Annotated in this window: 18 protein-coding genes and 1 pseudogene; 3 read left to right on the forward strand and 16 right to left on the reverse strand. The window is 66.2% G+C overall.

Annotated elements, in window-relative coordinates:
- Positions 1-84 precede the first annotated feature (84 nt).
- A complete protein-coding gene (locus EJ068_RS23590) occupies positions 85-726 on the forward strand; it encodes a 5'-methylthioadenosine/S-adenosylhomocysteine nucleosidase (protein WP_127250061.1) in 642 nt (213 codons plus the stop codon).
- A 70-nt stretch (positions 727-796) separates the two neighbouring features.
- Positions 797-2,374: a glutamine-hydrolyzing GMP synthase gene (guaA, locus tag EJ068_RS23595; RefSeq protein ID WP_127250060.1), complete on the forward strand. Its 1,578-nt coding sequence runs from the start codon at positions 797-799 to the stop codon at positions 2,372-2,374.
- 54 nt (positions 2,375-2,428) lie between these two features.
- Here guaA and EJ068_RS23600 read toward each other — a convergent pair whose 3' ends face one another.
- The 4 genes and pseudogenes from EJ068_RS23600 to EJ068_RS23615 form a co-directional block, all read right to left on the reverse strand.
- Positions 2,429-2,932, reverse strand: a complete 504-nt coding sequence (locus EJ068_RS23600) for a VOC family protein (RefSeq protein WP_129554897.1) — start codon at positions 2,930-2,932, stop codon at positions 2,429-2,431.
- A gap of 60 nt (positions 2,933-2,992) precedes the next feature.
- Positions 2,993-3,840, reverse strand: a pseudogene (locus tag EJ068_RS23605) (alpha/beta hydrolase).
- A 50-nt stretch (positions 3,841-3,890) separates the two neighbouring features.
- Positions 3,891-4,715 (reverse strand): oxidoreductase, encoded by an 825-nt coding sequence (locus EJ068_RS23610; RefSeq protein WP_127249336.1) that lies wholly within the window; start codon positions 4,713-4,715, stop codon positions 3,891-3,893.
- A 246-nt stretch (positions 4,716-4,961) separates the two neighbouring features.
- Positions 4,962-5,567, reverse strand: a complete 606-nt coding sequence (locus EJ068_RS23615; protein ID WP_245463208.1) for an alpha/beta hydrolase — start codon at positions 5,565-5,567, stop codon at positions 4,962-4,964.
- Between the two features lie 285 nt (positions 5,568-5,852).
- Between EJ068_RS23615 and EJ068_RS23620 the strand changes: the two genes are divergently transcribed.
- Entirely contained in the window at positions 5,853-6,713 is an 861-nt protein-coding gene (locus tag EJ068_RS23620) for a LysR family transcriptional regulator (RefSeq protein WP_127249334.1), read from the forward strand.
- A 96-nt stretch (positions 6,714-6,809) separates the two neighbouring features.
- Here the strand turns inward: EJ068_RS23620 and EJ068_RS23625 are convergent, their stop codons facing one another.
- From EJ068_RS23625 to EJ068_RS23680, 12 genes are all read right to left on the reverse strand, one after another.
- A complete protein-coding gene (locus EJ068_RS23625) occupies positions 6,810-8,834 on the reverse strand; it encodes an aldehyde dehydrogenase family protein (protein WP_128314828.1) in 2,025 nt (674 codons plus the stop codon).
- Positions 8,831-11,971 carry a molybdopterin cofactor-binding domain-containing protein gene (locus EJ068_RS23630; protein ID WP_129554899.1) on the reverse strand — a complete coding sequence of 1,047 codons (3,141 nt, stop codon included), beginning with the start codon at positions 11,969-11,971 and terminating at the stop codon, positions 8,831-8,833. Before EJ068_RS23630 ends, EJ068_RS23625 begins: the two co-directional genes overlap by 4 nt.
- 2 nt (positions 11,972-11,973) lie before the next feature.
- Positions 11,974-12,837 carry an aromatic ring-hydroxylating dioxygenase subunit alpha gene (locus EJ068_RS23635; protein WP_127249331.1) on the reverse strand — a complete coding sequence of 288 codons (864 nt, stop codon included), beginning with the start codon at positions 12,835-12,837 and terminating at the stop codon, positions 11,974-11,976.
- Positions 12,838-12,850: 13 nt separating this feature from the next.
- Positions 12,851-14,224, reverse strand: a complete 1,374-nt coding sequence (locus EJ068_RS23640) for an amidohydrolase (protein ID WP_128315417.1) — start codon at positions 14,222-14,224, stop codon at positions 12,851-12,853.
- Positions 14,224-15,837: a GMC family oxidoreductase N-terminal domain-containing protein gene (locus EJ068_RS23645; RefSeq protein ID WP_127249329.1), complete on the reverse strand. Its 1,614-nt coding sequence runs from the start codon at positions 15,835-15,837 to the stop codon at positions 14,224-14,226. The genes EJ068_RS23640 and EJ068_RS23645 overlap by 1 nt, the downstream gene beginning before the upstream one ends.
- 9 nt (positions 15,838-15,846) lie before the next feature.
- Positions 15,847-16,455, reverse strand: coding sequence for a thiamine pyrophosphate-dependent enzyme (locus EJ068_RS23650; protein WP_127249328.1), 609 nt, complete (start codon positions 16,453-16,455; stop codon positions 15,847-15,849).
- The gene (locus EJ068_RS23655; RefSeq protein WP_127249327.1) at positions 16,452-16,952 is read right to left on the reverse strand and encodes a thiamine pyrophosphate-binding protein; all 501 of its coding nucleotides are present in this window, start codon (positions 16,950-16,952) and stop codon (positions 16,452-16,454) included. The genes EJ068_RS23650 and EJ068_RS23655 overlap by 4 nt, the downstream gene beginning before the upstream one ends.
- 106 nt (positions 16,953-17,058) lie before the next feature.
- A complete protein-coding gene (locus EJ068_RS23660) occupies positions 17,059-17,985 on the reverse strand; it encodes a LysR family transcriptional regulator (protein WP_127249326.1) in 927 nt (308 codons plus the stop codon).
- Positions 17,986-19,788, reverse strand: a complete 1,803-nt coding sequence (locus EJ068_RS23665; protein WP_127249325.1) for an adenine deaminase C-terminal domain-containing protein — start codon at positions 19,786-19,788, stop codon at positions 17,986-17,988.
- A 33-nt stretch (positions 19,789-19,821) separates the two neighbouring features.
- Entirely contained in the window at positions 19,822-20,454 is a 633-nt protein-coding gene (locus EJ068_RS23670; protein ID WP_127249324.1) for a glutathione S-transferase family protein, read from the reverse strand.
- On the reverse strand, positions 20,454-21,164 hold the full coding sequence (locus EJ068_RS23675) for a Rieske (2Fe-2S) protein (protein ID WP_127249323.1): 711 nt from the start codon (positions 21,162-21,164) through the stop codon (positions 20,454-20,456). Before EJ068_RS23675 ends, EJ068_RS23670 begins: the two co-directional genes overlap by 1 nt.
- A complete protein-coding gene (locus EJ068_RS23680; protein WP_127386109.1) occupies positions 21,161-21,433 on the reverse strand; it encodes a hypothetical protein in 273 nt (90 codons plus the stop codon). Before EJ068_RS23680 ends, EJ068_RS23675 begins: the two co-directional genes overlap by 4 nt.
- Positions 21,434-21,441 lie beyond the last annotated feature (8 nt).

Raw genomic sequence — 21,441 nt, forward strand, 5'->3', positions numbered from 1 at the left:
AACGCCCGGAGCCATAGCAAAGGGCCGGCAGACGGCGTTGCCGCTTTCCTTTTCGTAGTGGTAACAAACAGGGGTGGAGCCGCCATGACCGTCGAAATGTCGCGCCTGTCGGAAAAATCCGTTCTCTTCGTGATGGCGGTGGAGGCCGAATACGGCCCGCACCTGAAAAACCTGTTCACGCCGCTGATGACTGGTGTCGGTCCGGTCGAGGCTGCTGTGCGGCTGAGCGCCGAACTCGCGGCGTTGAAGGCCGAAGGAGCGCTCCCGGACCTGATCGTCTCGCTGGGCTCGGCCGGCAGCCGCGAGCTGGAACAGACCGAAATCTACCAGGCCGTGTCGGTGAGCTATCGCGACATGGACGCTTCGCCGCTTGGCTTCGAGAAGGGGGCGACGCCTTTCCTCGACCTGCCGGTGACGGTGCCGCTGCCTTTCGTCGTCCCGGGCATCAAGACAGCCTCGCTCTCTACCGGCGGCGCGATCATCTCCGGCGCCGCTTATGACGCCATCGATGCCGACATGGTCGACATGGAGACCTTCGCCTGCCTGCGCGCCTGCCAGCTCTTCGGCGTGCCGCTGATTGGGCTGCGCGGCATTTCCGACGGCGCGGCCGATCTCAGGCACGTCAACGACTGGACGGAGTATCTGCACGTCATCGACGAGAAGCTCGCCGCGGCCATTGGGCTACTTGAGCAGGCGATCGAATCCGGCGCGATCCGGCTGGCATAGGCGCAAAAGGACGGAAGGCCGCAGCGCTGAGCCCATTGCGCCGACTCGTTTCTTTCTCTAAAGGCTCGCCATGACGACAGCCAATCATCCCGACACCGTTCTGCCCAACACTGTCCTGATCATCGATTTCGGCAGCCAGTTCACGCAGCTCATCGCCCGCCGCATCCGCGAGGCCGGCGTCTTTTCCGAGATCGTGCCGTTCCAATCGGCCGAAGCGGCCTTCAAGCGCATCAATCCCAAAGCGGTGATCCTGTCGGGCGGTCCGGCCTCGACCACCGACATCGGCAGCCCGCGCGCGCCGCAGATCGTCTTCGACGCCGGCGTGCCGGTGCTCGGCATCTGTTACGGCCAGATGGCGCTCTGCGTGCAGATGGGCGGCGTCGCCGAAAGCTCCAACCACCGCGAATTCGGCCGCGCCTTCGTCGAGATCGAGAAGGAGAGCCCGCTGTTCGAGGGCCTCTGGGCGCCCGGCCAGCGCCACCAGGTGTGGATGAGCCATGGCGACCGGGTCATCGAATTGCCGCCGGGCTTCAAGGTGCTCGGCAAGTCGGAAAGCTCGCCCTTCGCCATCTTCGGCGATATCGAGCGCATGATGTACGGCATCATGTTCCATCCGGAAGTGGTGCACACGCCGGACGGCGCGAGGCTCTTGAGAAACTTCGTCCACAACATCGCCGGCATCGAGGGCGACTGGACGATGCGCGCCTATCGCGAGCACGCGGTCGAAACGATCCGCAAGCAGGTCGGCAAGGGCAAGGTGATCTGCGCGCTTTCGGGCGGCGTAGACTCCTCGGTTGCCGCACTTCTGATCCACGAGGCGGTCGGCGATCAACTGACCTGCATCCTCGTCGACCACGGCCTGATGCGCAAGGATGAGGCGCAAAGCGTAGTGGAGATGTTCCGCCAGCACTACAACCTGCCGCTGATCCTGGTCGATGCGTCAGACCGTTTCATCTCGGCGCTGGAAGGCGAGGCCGATCCGGAGAAGAAGCGCAAGACCATCGGCCGCCTGTTCATCGAGGTATTCGAGGAAGAGGCGAAGAAGCTCGGCGGCGCCGATTTCCTGGCGCAGGGCACGCTCTATCCCGATGTCATCGAGAGCGTTTCCTTCTCGGGCGGCCCGTCGGTGACGATCAAGTCGCACCACAATGTCGGCGGCCTGCCCGAGCGCATGAACATGAAGCTGGTCGAGCCGCTGCGCGAACTGTTCAAGGACGAGGTGAGGGCGCTGGGCAAGGAGCTCGGCCTGCCCGAAAGCTTCATCGGCCGCCATCCCTTCCCAGGCCCCGGCCTTGCCATACGCTGCCCGGGCGGCATCACCCGCGAGAAGCTGGAGATCCTGCGCGAGGCCGACGCCATCTATCTCGACGAGATCCGCAAGGCCGGCCTCTACGACGCCATCTGGCAGGCCTTCGCCGTGCTGCTGCCGGTGCAGACAGTCGGCGTCATGGGCGACGGCCGCACCTATGAATTCGTCTGCGCGCTGCGCGCCGTGACCTCGGTCGACGGCATGACGGCCGACTTCTACCACTACGACATGAACTTCCTCGGCGCCGCCGCCACCCGCATCATCAATGAGGTCAAGGGCATCAACCGCGTCGTCTACGACGTGACCTCGAAGCCGCCAGGCACCATCGAGTGGGAGTGATTTTGCCCATCCGGGCATATCGGCCGGCGCCGCGTCGCTGGAGAACCATCCTGCTCAGTTCTCGTCCTGCCACCTGCGAAGATCCGTCTGGTCATGATAGGCCATGCGATCCGGCGTGGTGATGAATTCCATCGTCGTTCCCCACGGCATGCGGCAGTAGCAGACCTTGTTTCCAGGACCTTTTTCGGTTGCATAGGGAATAGCGCGCGGCGCGGTGAGGGGTGTGCCTCCCGCCTTCTCGATGGTGTAGACACCGAAGTGCGTAATGCCGAAGTCGCTCGCCCGGATCGGCTGGGCTTGCTCGGGACCGTGCATTTCGAAGAGTTCGATATCGGGTCCGGTTCCGATCTTGACCATCGCCTGCGCACGCACGACCGTTCCGGGGAACGCGCCGACGGCCCGCTCGAATTCGGGTCCCTGTCGCGGCGGGTCCTGCGGTCCGAAGGACTGGTAGATCACCTGGCCGCCGAAAGCTTCCACCAGGAACGATTTAGCTGCTTCGATGTCGGGCACCGTGATGCCGATATGATTGACGCCGCGAATGACGGGTGCGGTCATGACAGTCTCCATTCTTATTTAGGCGATCCGCCCGGCCCACGACGGCGCGGGCGCCTAGTTTCAATTGGTCTTGAGGAAATCGATCAGAGCGGCGGCGACTTCGTCCGGCCGCTCGTCCGCGACATAGTGGCTGCACCGGGCGATCGAGCCGCCCGTCACATTGGTGGCGAACTCCTTGAGCATGGGGACCATCTGCGCACCGAAGCGCTGGTCCCCACCCAAGCCAAGCACCGGTATCTCGAGCGGCTGCTTCTTGTACTCGAGCGCGGCCGGTGGTCGGCAGCGAGGCTGCGATACCATTCCATGCCGCCGCGCGTGCGGCCAGGAAGAGCCATTGCTTTCGCGTAGATCGCGATGTCCGCCGGATCGAAGGTGCTGTGATCGTAGAACCGCTCTGCCATGAAGGTCGAAACATAGTCATATTCACGGCCATGGATCAGGCGCTCGGGCAGATCCCGGTTCATATGGAAGCTGAAGTGCCAGAGCCTGGCGGTTGTCGTCTCCCATCCGGTCCAGCCGGGAAGCGGAACATCCAGGACGGCCAGGTGGGTAACAGCCTCCCGATAGATGGCGGCCTGCGGCAACGACACCATTCCGCCAATGTCATGGCCGCACACGACGTAGCGTTCATGCCCAAGGGCAACCATGACCTCGTGCGCGTCGCGCGCCATCGTGGCCTTGTCATAGCCGTCAAGCGGGCAGTCGGAAAAACCCGCGCCGCGCAGATCCATGGCCACCACGCTGAAATGCTCGGCGAGCAGCGGCATCACATGGTGCCATTCCCACCATGTCTCCGGCCAACCGTGAAGCAGAAGGATCGGCGGGCCTGAGCCCCCCGTGACGGCGTTGATCTTGATGCCATTCACCGGCACCATCTGCTGGGTAAACTCTTCCAAAGTTGCGATCATGATCGCTTTCCAATCGATGTTGACGTTCAAACAGAGCTCGCGGCCAGCGCTTAGGGCTGGCCGAAATCGGTGGCGATCGTGATGTCGCGCCAGGCGTCGATATCGCTGCGAAAGGAAGCCAGCTTTCGCTCGGCGATCGAATGCGCGATCGGGCCGAGCGGCAGATGAAGCGGGGCATTATCGGCATCGACTGCCTGCAAGATGACCGCGATCGCCTTCTCGGGATCGCCGGCCTGATTGCCGTTGTTGGTTTCGCGATAGTGCCTGCGCGAGCTCGCGGCGTATTCCGGCATCTCGTTGGCCGCCATCGTGATCGAACGGCCAAGGAAATCGGTGCGAAACGGCCCAGGCTCGACGATCAGCACGCGAATGCCGAACGGCATCAGCTCGCCGGCGAGCGCTTCGGAAATCCCTTCCAGGGCGAACTTGGCGGCATGGTAATAGCCTCCACCGCCACGACCCTCGATGCCCGCGCCGGACGACATATTGACGATCGTTCCGCCCGAACGTCGTAGGACGGGCAAGGCGGCTCTGGTGGTTTCGATCAGACCGAAGACGTTTACCTCGAACATCGGCCGATATTCCTCGGGCGTGCCTTCCTCGATCGCGCCGAACAGCGCGTAGCCGGCATTGTTCACAAGCACGTCAAACCCGCCAAAGGTCTCGACCGCCTTTGCGACCGCTGCCTTGGCTGCCGCCGCATCCGTCACGTCGAGCGGCAAGGTGATCATGCGGCCGCCGAAAGGCTCGGCCATTTCCTCGATCGTCTTGACATTGCGGGCCGTCGCAATGACCCGGTCGCCACGCTGTGCTGCGGCGAGCGCGAGCCGCTGGCCGAAGCCGCTTGAGCAGCCTGTGATGAGCCAAGTTTTCATTACTTCTTCTCCGAGTTGTTTTCACACGCTGCCGTCGCCGCGAGCCGTCATGTCGGCCATGACGACCAGTCCTTCTCCCCGAGGCCCGCCGAGACAGCTTTGTTCAGCTCCCCGCGGACAGCTTCAAGCATCGGGAGACCCGCGCCGATGCGTTGGACGGTCGCGATGCCGAAGCCACAGGGGTGGCTTCGGGGCATGGGTCACGAAACTTCCGCAGCCCTGAGCCTGAACATCAGGGCGTCGGCTTCATTTGCTCGCCGCTTCGGCGATGACATCGGCGACTTCGCCCGGATGCGAGATATAAACCGCATGGCTGGCACCGGGCACCTCGGTGACCTTCGCACTTGCCCGCTTGTACATAGACCGCTCCGCCTCGGCGCTGATAGCCATGTCCAGCCCGGCCACGATGCCGTAGCTCGGCTTGGTCTTCCAGGCCGCGTGCTGCGTCTTGGTTCCGAGGATCTTCGCCGAAACCGGCACCTGCGAGTCGGTCATGAAATCCGTCTCGGCTTTGGACAGGTCAGCGGCGAATCCCGCCCGGAACTTCGCGGGGTCGAACAGCAGGAAGCCGTCAGAAGTCGCCTTGAACGCGTCCGCGGTCGGACTCGGCCACTTCTCAAACAGATCGCCTACGCCCTCGCCAACATCCGGGACGATGGCCGCGACATAGACAAGTGCCGAAATCTTCGGGTCGACGCCGGCTTCGGTGATGATCTGACCACCATAGCTGTGGCCGACGAGGACGACCGGCCCATTTTGCTGCTCGATAGCGCGGTGAACCGCCTGAACGTCATCCGCCAGCGAAGTGTTCGGTTCCTGAACGACCGTGACTTTCAAGCCCTTGGCGACCAAGCGCTCATAAACGCCCCTCCAGCCGCTGCCATCGACCAACGCGCCATGGACCAAAATCACATTTTGGGCCGCTGCGCGAAAGCGGAGGGCGCGCCGAACACCACTGCAAGAGCCGCAGCACCGAGATAGAGAGACTTGAGAGACATTTGCCGATCCTTCCGAATGACATGGGGTGATACACGAGAGACGGTCCGACCGACCGATGGTGGGAATCTAGGTGCTTAGATTTGTTCTTTAACTGACATAAATGTATTCTCGGCGTTCAGTTTTGTGTGGGCGGTCGAGATGGAATGGAGTGACGTCAGGATCTTTCTTGCTATTGCGCGATCCGGCACGCTCGGCGGCGCCGCGCGTTCTCTTCAGACAAGCCATCCGACCGTCGGCAGGCGCCTTCGTGCACTTGAGCAGGCGATCGGTCACACGCTTTTCCAGCGGACTGCGAATGGTCTTGTTCTGACCGACGAGGGCCACGGGATCATCGCGCTGGCGGAGCAGATGGAAGAAGGCGCGCTGGCCATGGAGCGCCGGCTTGCGGGGCAGGAGCAGAATCTCAAAGGCAGTCTGCGCATTTCGTCAGCGGACTGGTTCGGGGCCTATGTCCTGCCTCCTATCCTGGCGGATTTCTCCAAAGCCTATCCCAATGTGAACGTCGAAATCCTGACCGGCACACGCCTGTTCAACCTCGCCCAGCGGGAGGCCGACGTCGCTTTTCGTATCGTTCCGTTCGACACTGCCGATGTCGTTCAGCGGCGACTCTTCAGGCTCGAATACGGCGTCTATATTGCCGAGGAGGCGCCTGATCCCAAATATGGGGATGGGACCGGTTTCCGGCTGATCACCCATGACACATCCACGGGCCATTTCCCTGACATAGCGTGGCTCATCGAGAGTTTCCCCAACGCGAGACCGGTCCTGCGGTCGAACAACCGCAACGTCCAGGGGCGCATGTGCAGGCAAGGCGTCGGCATCGCCGTCCTGCCCCGCGTGGTCGGCAATCAGATCCCGGGTATCCGCAGGCTGGACCTGCCGACGTCGCCGCCAGCGCGAGACATTTGGATGGGATACCACCGCGACCTACGGCGTCTTCAGCGTCTTCGCGCGTTCATCTCGACGGTATCGGACCATCTCGTGAACGCGACCGCATGATGTGCGGCCCTGAAATGGCTCAACGTTCCCGGTGCCGAGGACCACGTCGTTCCCGGCTGGGAGTCTGAACCGGTGTACCAGCACAAAAGCACCGCGTCAGACCAGGGCGCACACCGTCTTCGTCTCGAGATAGTTCTCCAGGCCGGGCGCGCCGTTCTCGTAGCCCCAACCAGACTGCTTGTGACCACCCTTGGGCAGTTCCGGCGAGAAGTAGGAATGGCAGTTGATCCATACGGTGCCGGAACGGATGCGCGCCGACAGACGATGCGCGGTGGAGAGATCGCGCGTCCATAGGCTTGCCGCGAGGCCATAGGGCGAGTCATTGGCAAAGGCGACCGCCTCATCCAGCTCGTCGAACGGCGTCACGGCGACGACGGGTCCGAAAATCTCCTCGCGCATCATGCGCATCTGCGGCCTGACGCTTGTGACCACGGTAGGCTCGAAGAAGGTGCCCGTCCGCTTTCCGCCGACAACGATGTCGGCGCCGGCTTGCTCGCCTTCCGCGACAAAAGCCGCGACGCGTTCGGCCTGGACCGCGTTGACCAGCGGTCCGAGATCGGTATCGGGATCGAGCCCGTGACCGAGCCTCAGCTTCTTCGCTTCCGCCGCCAGCCCCTCGATCAGCTTTTCGCAGATCGAGCGATGGGCATAGACGCGTGAGCCGGCGACGCAGACCTGGCCGGCATTGGCGAAGATGCTGCGCGCGATGCCGGGGATCGCGAGCTCCATATCGGCATCGGGCATGACGATGGCCGGCGACTTGCCGCCGAGCTCGAGCGTGAGCTTCTTCAGATTGCCGCTTGCGGCAACGACAATCAGCTTGCCGACCTCGGTCGAGCCGGTGAAGGCGACCTTGTCGATACCCGGATGCGCGGCAAGCGCGGCGCCGACCGTCTCGCCCGGGCCGGTGACGATATTGACGACGCCGGCCGGCAGGCCGGCCTCGATCATGAGCTCGCCGAGCCTCAGCGCCGTGAGCGAGGTCTCCTCCGCCGGCTTCAACACGACGGTGCAGCCGGCGGCGAGCGCGGGCGCGAGCTTCATCGCCGCCATCAACAGCGGCGAGTTCCACGGCGTGATGGCCGCCACTACACCGATCGGCTCGCGCGTCGTATAGGCGAAGATCTTCTTGCCCACCGGCTGGTGCGAGATGGAGGTGGGAATGGTCGTGCCAAGGATCTTGGTGGCGAAGCCGGCGAAGTAGCGGAACTGCTCGGCGGCTGCCGGTATTTCGCCGAAGCGCGCGGTCTTCAGCGACTTGCCCTGGTCGAGGGTCTCAAGCTCGGCAAGCTCGTCCGCTTGGCGGTCGATCGCCTCGCCGATCCGCCACAAAAGCTTGCCGCGCGCCGAAGACGTCATGCCGCACCAGGCATCGCTCTCGAACGCGCAGCGAGCCGCCGCTACGGCCCGGTCGGCATCCTCCGCGGTGCCCTGCGCAAGCTTGGCGAGCAGGCGTCCGCTGGCGGGATCGGTGGCCGGCATGGTCGCGCCATCGGAAGCGTCGTACCATCGGCCGCCGATCAGGTGCTGCAGGCGTGGTCGCGCGAGAAAGGCCTTCACGCTCTCGTGCCTGGGATCGCTGTTGCGGATGGCGATGGTCATGGCCTGGATTCCGTTCTCAGCCCTGAGTGGATGGCGGAGCGCTGCGGTCCGCCATTGCCCTGACGGCGCGAGCGCTCCACGGATGATGGAGTGATAGCCGGTGCAGCGGCAGATGTTGCCTTCGAGCGCCGCGCGGATGGCGGGCTCGTCGGCGTCGAGGTGCTCACGCAGCAGCGCCGTCAGCGCGATCGTGAAGCCTGGCGCGCAATAGCCGCACTGGAAGGCGTTCTCCTCGGCAAGCGCGCTGCGGATGATGGCCGCCTCGGGCAGGGCGTCGAGACCTTCGGGCGTGAGGATGTCCGCGCCGACGATCTGCCATGCCATCAGCAGGCAGGCATTCACCGGCCGCTCATCCACCAGCACGGCGCAGGCGCCGCAGCGGCCGATGCCGCACGCCTTTTTGGCCGCCGTCAGCCCCAGCCGCTCGCGCAGTATGTCGATGAGGCGCATGTCAGGCGGAACCTGCATCGCCGTGTCCGCGCCGTTGAGGCGAAAGGCGACCGCAATCGTCTCGATCATGCCGCCGCTCCCAGCGCGTCGAGCAGCCTTTCGGCATCGAAGGGCGCGGCGTGCGGCCAGACGCCGGTCGCGTCGGCAACCGCATTGGCGATCGCCGGCGTGACCGCGCCGATGCCGAGCTCGCCGGCGCCGCGCGGCCCGAACGGGTCGCCGGGGTCGAGGTCCTCGAGCGCGTAGGTTGCGACGGATTCGGGCGCGTCGGCAATGCTGGGCATCATGTAGGTGTCCAGGTTGGCGGTGACGTAGCGGCCGTCCTGCATGGCGGCGTGCTCGGTCAGCGTGAAGCCGACGCCCTGCAGCCCGCCGCCTTCGATCTGGCCGAGATAGGCGGCGAGATCGAGGATCGGCCCGGCGGCGGTATGCTGGCTGAGATCGAGCACACGCACCTGCCCGGTGATGCGGCTGACGGCCACCCGCGCCAGGGTCACGCCGAAGGCGAAGATCATGCGGGCATTGCCCTCGAAATAGTCAGACTTGGGAAACTCGAAGCTCGTTGCCGCGAAAGGCAGTTCTTCGGGATCGAGCCCTTCCGCCAGCGCGGCGAAGCTCAGCAGCAACTCGCCGCTGTTCGAATGGCGCTCGACGATGCCGCCCGGTGCGATCGCCAGGGTTGCGGGCTCCCGGCCGAGGTCTTCGGCCGCACGAGCGAGGATGCGCTCGGCCAGCGCCGGAGCCGTCTTCGCCGCGACCTTCCACACGACGAAGGTGCCGCGCGACGCCGTGGTCGAGCCGGATTCCGGGGTCCGGCCCGTATCGCCGGTCACCGGCCTGATGTCGTCGCGGCCGCAACCCAGCGCTGAGGCGACGGCGGACCTGATCGAGGTCAGCAGGCCTTGGCCCATCTCGTCCAGGCCGTAGAGCGCCTCGATCGCGCCGTCGGCAGCGAGCCGCAACGCGCCGCCTGCCGGATCGGGCGGCAGCGTGCCCAGCCCGTTGCCCTGGTAGTTCATCGCCATGCCGGTGCCGACGATTTCGGAACCATCATCGGATGGGCCGCGAGGCTTTTGCCAGATCGGGTCGGCCGCGGCGGCCTGGAGCATTTCCTCCAGGCGCTCGGACGGCGCGACGACCTGGCCGAGATAGCCGCGCGTGCCAGGCTTGCGCATATTCCTGCGGCGGATTTCCAGGACATCGAGTCCGCATTCCGCTGCCAGCCGGTCCATCTGGCATTCGACCGCGAAAGCCATCTGGTTGGCGCCGAAGCCGCGGAAGGCGCCGCACACGCCGTTGTTGGTGTAGGCGAGCCTGCCCGACGTGCGAACATTCCGAACCACATAGGGCCCGCAGGCGTGTTCGAGCGCAGTTTCCAGGACTGCGGGCCCAAGCGAGGCGTAGGCGCCGGCGTCGGAGATCACATCCACCTGTTGGGCAAGCAGCAAGCCGTCCGCATCGCAGGCCGTGCGCATGCGGATCTTCATCGCGTTGCGCTTGGCGCCGGCAAGGACGGATTCGGCGCGGTCGAGCTGCAGGCGCACCGGGCGACCGGTCTTGAGGGCGAGCAAGGCGAGCGCCGGCTGCACGGTCAGCTCGTCCTTGCCGCCGAACGCGCCTCCCGTCGGACTGGTGACGACGCGGATATTCTCCTCCGGCAGGCCCAGGATGCGCGAAAGCTGCAGCCGGTCGCGCAGGCCGTACTGGCCGCCGGCGCAGACATTCAGTGTTCCATCCATATCTACGAAGGCATAGCCGCCTTCGGTCTCCATGAAACCGTGCATCTGGCGCGGCGTTTCGTAGACGCCCTCGACGACGCGGGCGGCGCGGGCAAAACCGTCGGCGATGTCACCGCGTTCGAAGCCGAGGGAGGTTTGCAAATTGCCCGCCGCGTGCACGGGCTCGGCGTCGGCTGAAAGCGCCTGCTCCGGATCGGAGACGACGGGCAGCGGCGCATAGCGCACCTGGATGAGGCCGAGCGCGCGCTCGGCGGTCTCGGCATCGACTGCCGCCACCGCCGCGACGGCATCCCCGACATAGCGGACCTTGTCGAAGCAGAGCGCCGGCTGGTCTTGCACGACAATGCCGAAGGCGTTGCTTCCGGCGATGTCGCGATGCGTGACGACTGCCGCGACGCCGGGCAAGGCCTCAGCCGCGCTTGTGTCAATCGAGAGAATCCTCGCGTGGGAAATGGCGGCGCGCAAGATCCGACCCACCAGCATGCCCGGCTGGCGATGGTCGGTCAGGTATCTCAGCTTGCCCTCGATCTTCGCCGGTCCGTCAGGGCGCATGTGCCAGCGCTCGCCGGCATTCGATCGCGTCAGCCGGATCTCGCCGGCCGGCGGCGTGGCGGGGCGGACGGCCGGAGTGCGGGGCCTGGAGGGTTGCGCGTCAGGTTTACCGCCGCTCAGCCCGTGCACGAGGGCGTTGGCCGCAACCTTGCGGCGATAGCGGGCGGAACGGAAGGCATCGTCCGGCGCGACGATCTCGCCCTCGATCGCCGCCCGCAAAGCGTTCCAGTCGACGCCGGGAAACGGCTGGCCGACGAGCAGGGCCTCGGCTCCGCCGAGCCGGGCCGGCGTCACCATGCCTCCGCCGACGGCCAGGCGTGCGGCTGCGACACGGCCATCGACGATTTCGATGATCCCGGCGGCGCCGATCACGCTCGGCGTGAAAGCAGCGCGAAGACCGATTTTGCGATGCGTCCACCGGACATGGGCGCCGGGAACCGGGACCGTGATCGCTTCGATGATCTCGCCGCCGGGCTCCTGACGCAGCCATTCGGAAAGCGGCAAGGTCCGGCGTCCCACCACGGAGGAGCTTTCGACACGGGCGTCGAGCGCTAGCAGGGCAGGGAGCAGGCAGCCGGTCCGGCCGGCAACGTTGCCGCCGACCGTCGCCAGATTGCGGACCGCCGGGCCCGCGGTCGCGCGGATTGCCGCGGCGAGCAATGGCAGCTCTTCGCGCACGGTCGCGTCACGCTCCAGGGCGCCCAGCGTCGTGAGCGCGCCGATCCGGAACTCGTTGCCGGCAGGGACAATCCCCTTCAATCCGCCGATCTGGCCGATGTCGACGAGGCTGCGCGGCTTCGGGAGGCCTTTCGCCCACTCCAATAGGAGCGCGGTTCCGCCGGCGACCAGTCTCGCATCGCCGCCGGCAAGCATGGCCAGCGCGTCGGCGATCGATGCCGGGTGAAGCACCTGCACGGTCAGTGCGCTCCCGTCGTTCCGAACCGCAGGCCCTTCTCCTTGAGCCAGCGACGATAGGCGACGGAAGAGCCGTCCGCCCGCGTCGGGATCTCCAGGCGCGGTTCGAGCGGCAGCAGGAGGGGACGCTGGTTCTCGACTATGATCCGGTCCTGCAGGAAGATCACCTGCTCGAAATTGAGCAGCGCCGTGTCGGTCGAGGTCGCGTCGACGAGATACATGACCGGCTGCGCGCGGCAGAGGTCCTCCTCGATCGGCTGGATGAAAAGGGCGATGGCATCGAGGCGGTCCGGCGCGCTGGGGCAGACGCGGTAGAGCATCACCACGAAGGGGCTTGGCACGCGGTAGGTGAGGTGCACGAAGTCGCCTGAACTTTCCGTCGCCGCGATGCGCGGCTGGAAGAAGGTGCAGTTGGTGGCCCAGACCTCGTCCACGTCGCGGCGGATCTCGCTCAGATAGCGCGGCACCTCGGTGTGCGGCTCCGACCCGAGTATGTCGGTGTGCACGAAGGGGAAGTGCGCCATGTCGAGGAAATTCTCCACGACGCGCAGGCCGGAGGCGCGCATCCTGACCCAGCCGCAGGGCACGAAGCGGCGGTCCGCCTCATGGCTTTCGGCGATGTCGAAGATGTCCTTGTTGGGCCGGCCGAGCGTCGTCCAAATGCAGCCGTAGCGCTCCTGCGCAGGCAGAGCGTGGCTTCTTCCGCCGTCGTTCAAGATTTCACGGATGACCGGCGCTCCGGCCTCGTCGCGGCAGAGCTCGATGTCCTGGCCGAGCAGGCGTGTCACGACCGGAGCTTGTCCGAGTTCCGCGGCGGTCGCCACCGCGTACCATTCGTCGAGCGCCGCCCTGTCGGTCGTCTTCATGGCTCCGCTCCGTTCAGTCGGTCCATTGCCGGATGCCGTCGGCATTCTCGGCGAGGAAGGCCGCGCGCCGGGCAAAGAGGCCGGGCGCTACCTTACGGACCTCCGCGATGATCTCACCCAGATCGGCGGTCTTGAGCTCGCCATCCTCGACGACGATCTGGCCGTCGATCATCGTCATTGCCACGTCGCTGCCGCGCACGGCATGAACCAGATTGTGCTGCAGGTTGAAGTAGGGGCCTTCGCCGTAGAGGGGCGTCATGCGCGGCGTGTCGGTGCGGACCGCGATGATGTCGGCGCGTTTGCCGGGCTCGATCGAGCCGATCTCGGCGTCGAGCCCGATCGCCTTGGCCCCGGTGATCGTCGCCATGCGCAGCACCTGCCAGCTGTCCATGGCGGCGGCGTCGAGATCCTTGAGCTTGCCAAGCAGGGAGGCGACCTTCATCTCCTCGAACATGTCGAAATTGTTGTTCTCCTTCTCGCCGTCCGTGCCGATGCCGACCGCAACGCCGGCGGCCAGCATCTCGCCGACCAGCGCGATGCCGCTGGCGAGCTTCATGTTGGAGACCGGGTTGTGCGCGACCGACACGCGGCGCTTCGCGATGAATTCGATCTCGGCGGAATCGAGCCACACGCCATGCGCGATCATGGCGAGCGGTGTTTCGAAGAAGCCGAGATCGTCTAGCACGTACATCGGCCGCTTGCCGTAGCGTCTCTCGAATTCGGCGAGCTCGATCTGGGCTTCGCTGCAATGGGTGTGGAAGCCTGTGCCGTGCTTCTTCGCCAGCTCCACGGCGCGGCGCTGCCCAGCCTCATCGGCATAGAAGAGATGCTCGAGACCGACCCATACGTTGACGCGGCCGCCGGCCTTGCGATGCCACGTCTCGATCATCGCCTCGTTCATGTCGAGCGTGTCGAAATAGTTGTAGTCCGGATGCTCGCCGACATAGGGCACGGCGACGAGCCGGTTCCCGATCGCTTCCGCCGCCTTGGCGCTGCCCTCCATGAAGCGCCACATATCGACGACCGTGGTCGTGCCGCCGAGCACGGATTCGGCGTAGCACAGCCATGAGGCGGCTTCCGCCTCGTGCGGCTGCAGCACCCTGTGCATCGGGTTGATGTGCAGCGTCAGCCAATCCCAGACCGGCAGATGCTCCGCCGTGCCGCGCAGGAAGCCGGAATGGGCGTGCGCGTTGACGATGCCGGGCATCAGCACGCTGTCGGCGATTTTTTTCACCGGCGCCGACGGGTTGTCGGCCGCGATCTCCCGCAGCTTGCCGACCGCGGCGATGCGGCCGTCCTCGATCAGCAAGGCGCCGTCGGCGATGACGCTGTTGGTTGCGTCCATGGTGAGCAGATGGTCGCCTGCCAGGATCATGCTTTCAGTCACTACGTTCCCCTCATCCGTTCGTCCCTCGTCCCGCAGCCAGGCAAGTTTCGGGCCGCCTGCAAGATGAAGTCGGCCGCGCGTTCCCCAATCATCGTTGCCGGCGCATGGGTGTTGCAGCTCGGTATGATCGGGATCACCGACGCATCGGCGACGGTCAGTCCGCCGATGCCGCGCACCGCGAGGCGGCTGTCGACCACGGCCTCGTCGTCCTCGCCCATGCGGCAGGTGCCGCAGGTGTGGAAGAAGGTCGAGCAGGCGTCGCGGACGAAGGCAACCGTCTCCTTTCGCGAGAGCCGCCGGTCGGGCGCGGCGAAGCCGGCGAAAACATGCGCGTTGGCGCGGGCGGCCGCCATCTCGATGACGGCCTCGACCGCCGTGACCATCGCCTCCAGATCCTCGGGCTCGGCGAGGAAGTTGGGCTGGATCTCCAGCGCGCCGCCTGGCCGGGCTTCCAGCAGCCGCAGATGGCCGACGCTCTTCGAGCGCATCACGCCCGCGCCGAAGGAGAATACGTCGCCCGAAATCTCATAGCGGGCGCGGATCGCCGGCTCGGCGCTGTTGCCCTGCACCGGGAAGGCGTGGAGGTCGGCCTGCGGCAGGTCCGGCCGCGATCTCCAGTTCACCATCGAGCCGCCGCCATTGCCGGTCACCGGACCGAGCGGCCGTTTCGCCCGGAAGACGCAGGCCTGGGCCAGCGGATGATCCTGGAGGTTGCGGCCGACGCCGGGAAGCGCGTGAACGGTCGGGATGCCGAGCCGGCCGAGCTCGGCCGGGTCGCCGATGCCGGCGAGCATCAGCAGGCGCGGCGTGTCGATGGCACCCAGCGCCAGCACGACCTGTTCTTGCGCGCGGGTCTCCCGCTCCGCGCCGCCGACGAGATGGCGCACGCCCGCGCACCGGCCGTCCTCCACCGCCAGACTGACCGCCAGCGATTCGGTCAGGACGGTGAGGCGCGGATGGTCGAGGATCGGCAGCAGGTAGCCCTGCACGGCGCTCCAGCGCCGGCCGCCGGCGATGTTGAAGTTGGCGGGGGCGGCGCCCTCGTTGTCGGGACCGTTGGGATCGTCGATGACCGGGATGCCCAGTTCCGCCGCGCCGTCGATGAGCGCCTGCGCCACGGGATGCATTTCGGCCGCGCGCTCGATGCGCAGCGGTCCGCCCGCGCCGCGCCATTGGCTGGTGCCGTCCTGCCAGTCCTCGCAGCGACGGAAGTAGGGCAGGCAGTCGGCGAAGCTCCAGCCCTTCGCGCCGGCGTCTTCCCAGGCATCGTAGTCGCGCGGGTGGCCGCGATACCACATCATCGCATTGATGGCGCTGGAGCCGCCCAGCACCTTGCCGCGCGGGATGCCGATGGTGCGGCCGTTGACGGGCGGGGCGGGCGCGTAGTCGTAGCCCCAGTCATAGGCGCCGCGCCCGAGCGGCACCCATTGCGCCGGATCGTCGATCTCGGCGATGCCGATGCCGGCCGGCCCCGCCTCGATCAGCAGCACCTCGGCGCCTGCGTCCACCAGCCGCCGCGTCACCGCTGCGCCGCCGGAGCCCGCGCCGACCACGATGACGTCGTAGGAAGGTTTGAGCGGCCTGGCGGGAATGGCGGGGGCGGAGGCGATCATGGGCCGACTTCAGTTGTGCTCGCTCGGACCCATGATGGTTATGCCTTCGGTCGCCTCGACGTGGCGCACGAAGATGTATTTGTCCTCGCGGCCGTCGCTGTGCTTGCGCCTGATGTCGGGCTGCACCGTGCCCGACACCTTGGCGACGACGATGTACGGCTTCCCGGCGGCCAATCCAGCCTTGCAGTGGGCGTCGAACTCGTCGAGCGTGCGCACCAGATAGGCGTCCTCGACCCCGGCGCCACGGGCGATCGCGGCGAGGTCCACCCGGCCGAAGGCAGTGTGGGTCGGCGGGCCGCCGATCGACAAATATTGCTCGTTGTCCCAGACGACGACCAGCAGGTTCTTCGGCTGCTCATTGCCGAGCGTGGCGAGGATGCCGAGATTGAAGAGCAGTCCGCCATCGGTGTCGAGCGAGACGATGCGCCGGTGCGGCAGGCCGGCCGCCAGCCCAAAGGCCTGGGGGGTCACGCAGCCGAGCTGCTGCTGGAAGAGGCTCGCCTCGCGCATATGCGGCGCGGCGTTGTACCATTCGTCGACGCTGCCGCCGAGCGACAGGATCACCAGCTCGTCCTTCAGCCGGGCAGCGAGCGCCTTCATGCAGTCGAAGCGTTTCATCGCACCACCTCGCCGCCGAGCGCGATCGCCGAATGGTAATAGGAGGCGTAAGACCAGGAGTAGGCGTCGGCGATCGCCCGTTCGATCTTTTCCTCGTCGCGCACCACGCGGTAGGGGATGCGCAACGCGTCCAGCACCGGCTCCATGGTGATGCCGTGGGGGATGGCCCACCAGTTGTTCTCGCCGAGCTCGCCGCGGTAGCTCATCAGCATGACGACCGGGATGCCGGCGCCCAGGCCCATGCGCGCCAGCGGCTCGACCGAGGCCCTGAGACCCGAGTTCTCCATCACCAGCGCGGCCCGCTTGCCCGACAGGAACACGCCGCCGCAGATGGCCGCGCCTTCGCCCTCGTTGGTGACGCGGATCGTCCTGATGTCGGGATCGGCGTCGAGCGCCGGGTAGAGTTCCTTGAATAGCGAATCAGGCAGGTAGCAGACGATCGACACTCCTGTTCTTTTCAGTCCGCGAATGACGGCGTCCACCGCGCTTTTCTTCATGCGAATTCTCTCCTGCCGACGCAGGTTCGCAGAAAAGGAGATGTTCCGAATAGTGCAAAAGGAAGCCGCGATACGATGCGTGGAACGCAACAACAGGCGGCGGTGGTCATCGACCGTTTCCGAGCCGCTCTACCGTCCGCGCCAGTTGCGTGGCGAAGGCGGAGGCCGCGTCCGACATCTCGCGCTCCGGCCGAGTGAGCAGCATCAGCCGGCGTGGCGGTATCTTGGCGTCATGCAGCGGGACGAAGATCAGTGTGCCGTCGGCGACCTCCGCCTCGACGCCGATGCGCGTCTGCAGCACCGTACCGAGGTTGAGCTTGGCAAGTTCGATCATCATTCCGATCGAATTGGTTCGGGAGCGCCGTGTCAGATCGATGATCGAGCGGCTGATAGCCTCCTCCACCGAAAGCCCCAGCGCCAGGCTGCCGTCCGACAGGATAACGCGCTCGCCGGAAAGGTCGAACAGCTTCAGCTCTTTGCGGCCGGCGAAACGGCTGTCCGGATGCGCGACCACGCCGAGCGGCAGCGTGGCTGCCGCGATCTTGCGCACGCTGCGCGGCACCTGCACGTCGAAGGCGAGCGCAAGCTGGCAGTCGCCTTCCGCCACGGCATCGCACGCCTGCTGCGACCCCGCGACCCGCACGTCGACCGTGATCAGCGGGTGACGCTCCCAGAACTCCTTGAGCGCGGCCGGCATGAGGCCGCGCGCGACGCTCTCGACCACGGTCACGGAGACGCCGCCGCGGTTGAGGCCGCGCAGGTCGTTGATCTCCGACCAGGCGCGGCCAAGCTCGGAGGTGCTCACTTTGGCGTGGTAGAGCAGCAGCTCACCCGCGCTGGTCAGCTTCAGGCGTTGCCGCACCCGCTCGAACAACGGCGTACCGATCTCGTCCTCCAGCGCCTTGACGAGGCGGCTGATGGAGGACGGCGCGACGTTAAGCACCTGCGCGGTCTGCCGCACTGAGCCCAGCCGCGCCACCAGCTGGAAATAGTGGATACGCGGCGAGACGAGGCCGAGGCGATAGGGATCCACTCAGGCCGCCTCGAAGGCCGGCACGATCGTCATCTCCGGCACCAGCACGAGTCCCTTGTCGGTGATGCGTATCTCCGGGATCACGGAGAGCGGGATGAGGTTGAAGCCCATATAGGGGATGGAGCAGCCGGCCGCTTCCCATTCGCGCTTCAGCACCTTCATCTCCTCCGCAACCTCGGTGACGCGCTTGTCCGAGAGAAGTCCGGCGATCGGCAGGTCGACCATCGCGGTCACCTTGCCGTCATGGACCACGCAGACGCCGCCCTGCTTCTCCTCGAGCGCGCGCAGCGCGACCTGCATGTCGACCTCGTTGACGCCCGCGACGATGATGTTGTGGCTGTCATGCCCGACCGAGGATGCGACCGCGCCGCGCTTCAGCGCGAAGTTGCTGAGCAGCCCGTGCGCGACATTGCCGACGGACTTGCCATGCCGTTCCACCACGGTCACGAAGCAGAGCCCGTGCCGGTCGAAATGCGTCTGCCAGTCGTTCGCCGGCTCGAGCGTGATCCGCTCGTGCCCGAGCGTGATGCCCGGCAGCTCGGTCCGTATGGTGTGCGCCACGACCTTTTCGATCGGAAGGTCCGGGGTGAGCCTGATCGCCTTCGGCAGCTTCACCGTGTGGTAGGCCGCCTCGGGATAGCGGTAGCGCTGCGAAAGCGCGCGGTCGAGGACCGGCGTGATCCTGTGGTCTTCGACGACCAGTTCGCCGCCGTACCAGGTGTTCACCGGCTTGTAGGAATCGTCGAGCAGCACGAGGTCGGCGCGACGCCCGCCGCCCAACCCCCCGATCTCGCCTTCCATGCCGAAGCGCGTGGCCCCGTGCAGCGAGCCCATCGCCCAGGCCTGCTCCGGTTTCATGCCGGCTTTCATCGCTTCGCGCGTCACCCAGTCGAGGCCGAAGAGCAGCAAATCGTCGGCGTCGCGGTCGTCGGTGCACACGGCGACGCGCTTGTGCGAGGCGCCGAGCTCGGTGATCGTCTTGATCGCCTGCGGGAGCGAGTGCCACGGCGTCGTCGGCGGGCCGCCGCGCAGGAAGAGCCAGATGCCGGCCTCCAGCATGTCGTCGGCGATCTCGCGGTCGATCGCCTCGTGCGTGTCGGTCACGCCGGAGGCGGCATAAGCCGCCACGAATTCGCGGCCGTAAACGTGGCCGGAGACGGGGCGGCCGCGCTGGAGCGCCGCCGCGAGGATCGCATGGCTGCGCTCGTCGCCCATCGCCACCTGCACGAAGTCCATCTTTTCGCCGAGCGCCACCGCTTCCTGCCATTTGTCGAACAGCGCGCCGATCTTTTCCGCCGTCAGGTCGCCGCCGGCCGTTTCGAGCTGCGGCGAGGTGGCCGGCACCGTGCTGGGCACGGTCAGGAAGATCGAAAGCGGCGCCTGGCGGGCGTCTTCCAGCATCGCCTCGACGCCGGCGACGTCCATCACGTTGCCGATCTCGTGGCTGTCGCAGAAGATTGTCGTGGTGCCGTTGAGCAGAGCGGCCTCCGCATAGGCGCAGGCTGTCACCATCGATGATTCGATATGGATGTGCGGATCGACCAGCCCCGGCGCGACGATGCCGCCCTTGGCCTGGTAGACCCTGGCGGCGGTTCCCTTGTAGGTACCGGCGGGCTTCACCGCGGCGATGCGCCCGCCCGAGATCCAGACTTCCCGGTCCACCAGGATGCGCTCGGAATAGGTCGACAGCACGCGCGCCCCGGCAATGACCAGGTCGGGCTCCTGCCTGCCGAAGGCGACGTCGGCCAGCCTCCGCGTCATGGTCGAGAGCGGCTGTACCGAGAAGCGGCTGAGATTGCTCATGACTTTTCTGCCTTCTGCCTGGGCGTCTGCGCCTCAATAATAGTCCGGAATGCCCGGCATGGTCACGAAACCGGGGAGCGAACGGACGCGCCGTCCCCAGCGCCGCAGCCCGGCATATTCATCGTGGTCTATCCCGAAATCGCGGCTGAGCGCGAAGGCCGGAAAAAGCGCGATGTCGGCGATCGTGGGATGGCCGGCCGCGAACCAGTCGAGGCCCTCGTAGCCGCGCGCGATCATGTGGTCGTCCATGATGCGCAACAGCTTGCCCGCCGATGCCTGCAGCGCCTCGCCGTCGCCCGGCGTGTCGAACAGGGAGTTGCGGCGCGCCTCGGCCGCGACCGCCAGCGCGCCGGCCGAGAAGACGAGCCACTGCATGACGCCGGCGAAGTCGGCGCCCTCCGCCGGCAGCCATTTGCCAGTGGCGTCATTGGCGCGGGCGAGATGCGCTAGGATCGCTTCGGCGCCGAACAGGGTCAGGTCGCCGTCCTTCAGAATCGGCAGTGTGCCGAGGGGGTTCATGGCCAGGAAGGGCGGCGTCGTCTGCTCGTTGCCGGGGAAGGCGTTGACCGCGATCGGCTCCCATTTGAGGCCGAGCATCGAAAGCGCGAGCCGCACCTTGTAGCAGTTCTCGTCAAGCTCGTAGTTGTAGAGGACGATCCCGGCCATCACGCGGCCACCGCTGCTGCCGGCTGCGTCTCGATGCGGTGGCGCAGTTCGGCCGTCCAGGCCAGGAAATGCGCCTGTCCCTTGCCGGCATAGCGTGCGGCAGGTCCGGCGATGACGACATGCAATGCCGTGCGCTCTCCGGAAAGGCTATGCAGGCCGAGGAGAAGCATGTCGTTGCCAACCGTCAGCGCGTAGAGACGACCGTCGATCTGGCGGAGGACGGGGGCTGCAGCCTCGTCGCTGAAAGGGCGCGACGGTGTCGTCTCGATCGCCGCCAGCACCGCGTCAATGGCTGCGCCGAAAAAGACGCTGCGCACCGGGACGGTCTCGCCGGTCTCCTGCGGGGCAGGAGGCGCGGACTCAGTCGGCTCGGTGGCCATCCAGATCATGCCAGCCGTCTCGACCGTCTGGAGGACCGGCACCCTAATGCTCCCCGGCACGTCCAGCTCAGGATGAGCCGGGATGTAGCGGCACTGCCCGGCCGTGTCGTACTGCCAACCGTGATAGAGGCAAGCGATGTGGTCGCCGCGCACGAAGCCGAAGCTGAGCTTCATGCCGCGATGCGGGCAGCGGTCTTCCCAGACATGCGGTGCGCCGCTGTTGTCGCGCCAGACGACGAACTCCTTACCGTCGATATGCGTGCCGGCCGAGCTCCCCGGCTCAATCGAAGCCGACAGTGCGACCGGATGCCAGACACCCGCGGTGGTCATCGTTCTTGTTCCCCATTGGAAATGCTGTGGATTCTGGTGCGCTCATAGTCGAGCACGAGGCAATCGAGCGGGCCGAGGCTGCACGCCATCTCGAACGCGTCGACGAGGTCGGGCTGGCCCGAGACTTCGACGGTGAAGCGGTCGGCGGCGACGCTCCTGATCGCCATCTTCAGGTCGAGCTTCTCCGCCCGCCGGTCGCAGAACGCGGCGAAGCTGGGCGGCACCAGCCGTCCGATGAAGGACAGCCGGGCGGTTTCGGTCGAGACCACCTTCACTC

This window comes from Mesorhizobium sp. M2A.F.Ca.ET.043.02.1.1 (assembly GCF_003952405.1).
Taxonomy (GTDB): domain Bacteria; phylum Pseudomonadota; class Alphaproteobacteria; order Rhizobiales; family Rhizobiaceae; genus Mesorhizobium.

Coding starts and splice junctions, on each gene's coding strand:
- EJ068_RS23665 (WP_127249325.1), bottom strand. CDS start 19,788: ATGAGCAATCTCAGCCGCTTCTCGGTACAGCCGCTCTCGACCATGACG.
- EJ068_RS23645 (WP_127249329.1), bottom strand. CDS start 15,837: ATGATCGCCTCCGCCCCCGCCATTCCCGCCAGGCCGCTCAAACCTTCC.
- EJ068_RS23635 (WP_127249331.1), bottom strand. CDS start 12,837: ATGAAGACGACCGACAGGGCGGCGCTCGACGAATGGTACGCGGTGGCG.
- EJ068_RS23670 (WP_127249324.1), bottom strand. CDS start 20,454: ATGGCCGGGATCGTCCTCTACAACTACGAGCTTGACGAGAACTGCTAC.
- EJ068_RS23675 (WP_127249323.1), bottom strand. CDS start 21,164: ATGACCACCGCGGGTGTCTGGCATCCGGTCGCACTGTCGGCTTCGATT.
- EJ068_RS23590 (WP_127250061.1), top strand. CDS start 85: ATGACCGTCGAAATGTCGCGCCTGTCGGAAAAATCCGTTCTCTTCGTG.
- EJ068_RS23600 (WP_129554897.1), bottom strand. CDS start 2,932: ATGACCGCACCCGTCATTCGCGGCGTCAATCATATCGGCATCACGGTG.
- EJ068_RS23625 (WP_128314828.1), bottom strand. CDS start 8,834: ATGATCGAGACGATTGCGGTCGCCTTTCGCCTCAACGGCGCGGACACG.
- EJ068_RS23610 (WP_127249336.1), bottom strand. CDS start 4,715: ATGAAAACTTGGCTCATCACAGGCTGCTCAAGCGGCTTCGGCCAGCGG.
- EJ068_RS23655 (WP_127249327.1), bottom strand. CDS start 16,952: ATGAAGAAAAGCGCGGTGGACGCCGTCATTCGCGGACTGAAAAGAACA.
- guaA (WP_127250060.1), top strand. CDS start 797: ATGACGACAGCCAATCATCCCGACACCGTTCTGCCCAACACTGTCCTG.
- EJ068_RS23620 (WP_127249334.1), top strand. CDS start 5,853: ATGGAATGGAGTGACGTCAGGATCTTTCTTGCTATTGCGCGATCCGGC.
- EJ068_RS23650 (WP_127249328.1), bottom strand. CDS start 16,455: ATGAAACGCTTCGACTGCATGAAGGCGCTCGCTGCCCGGCTGAAGGAC.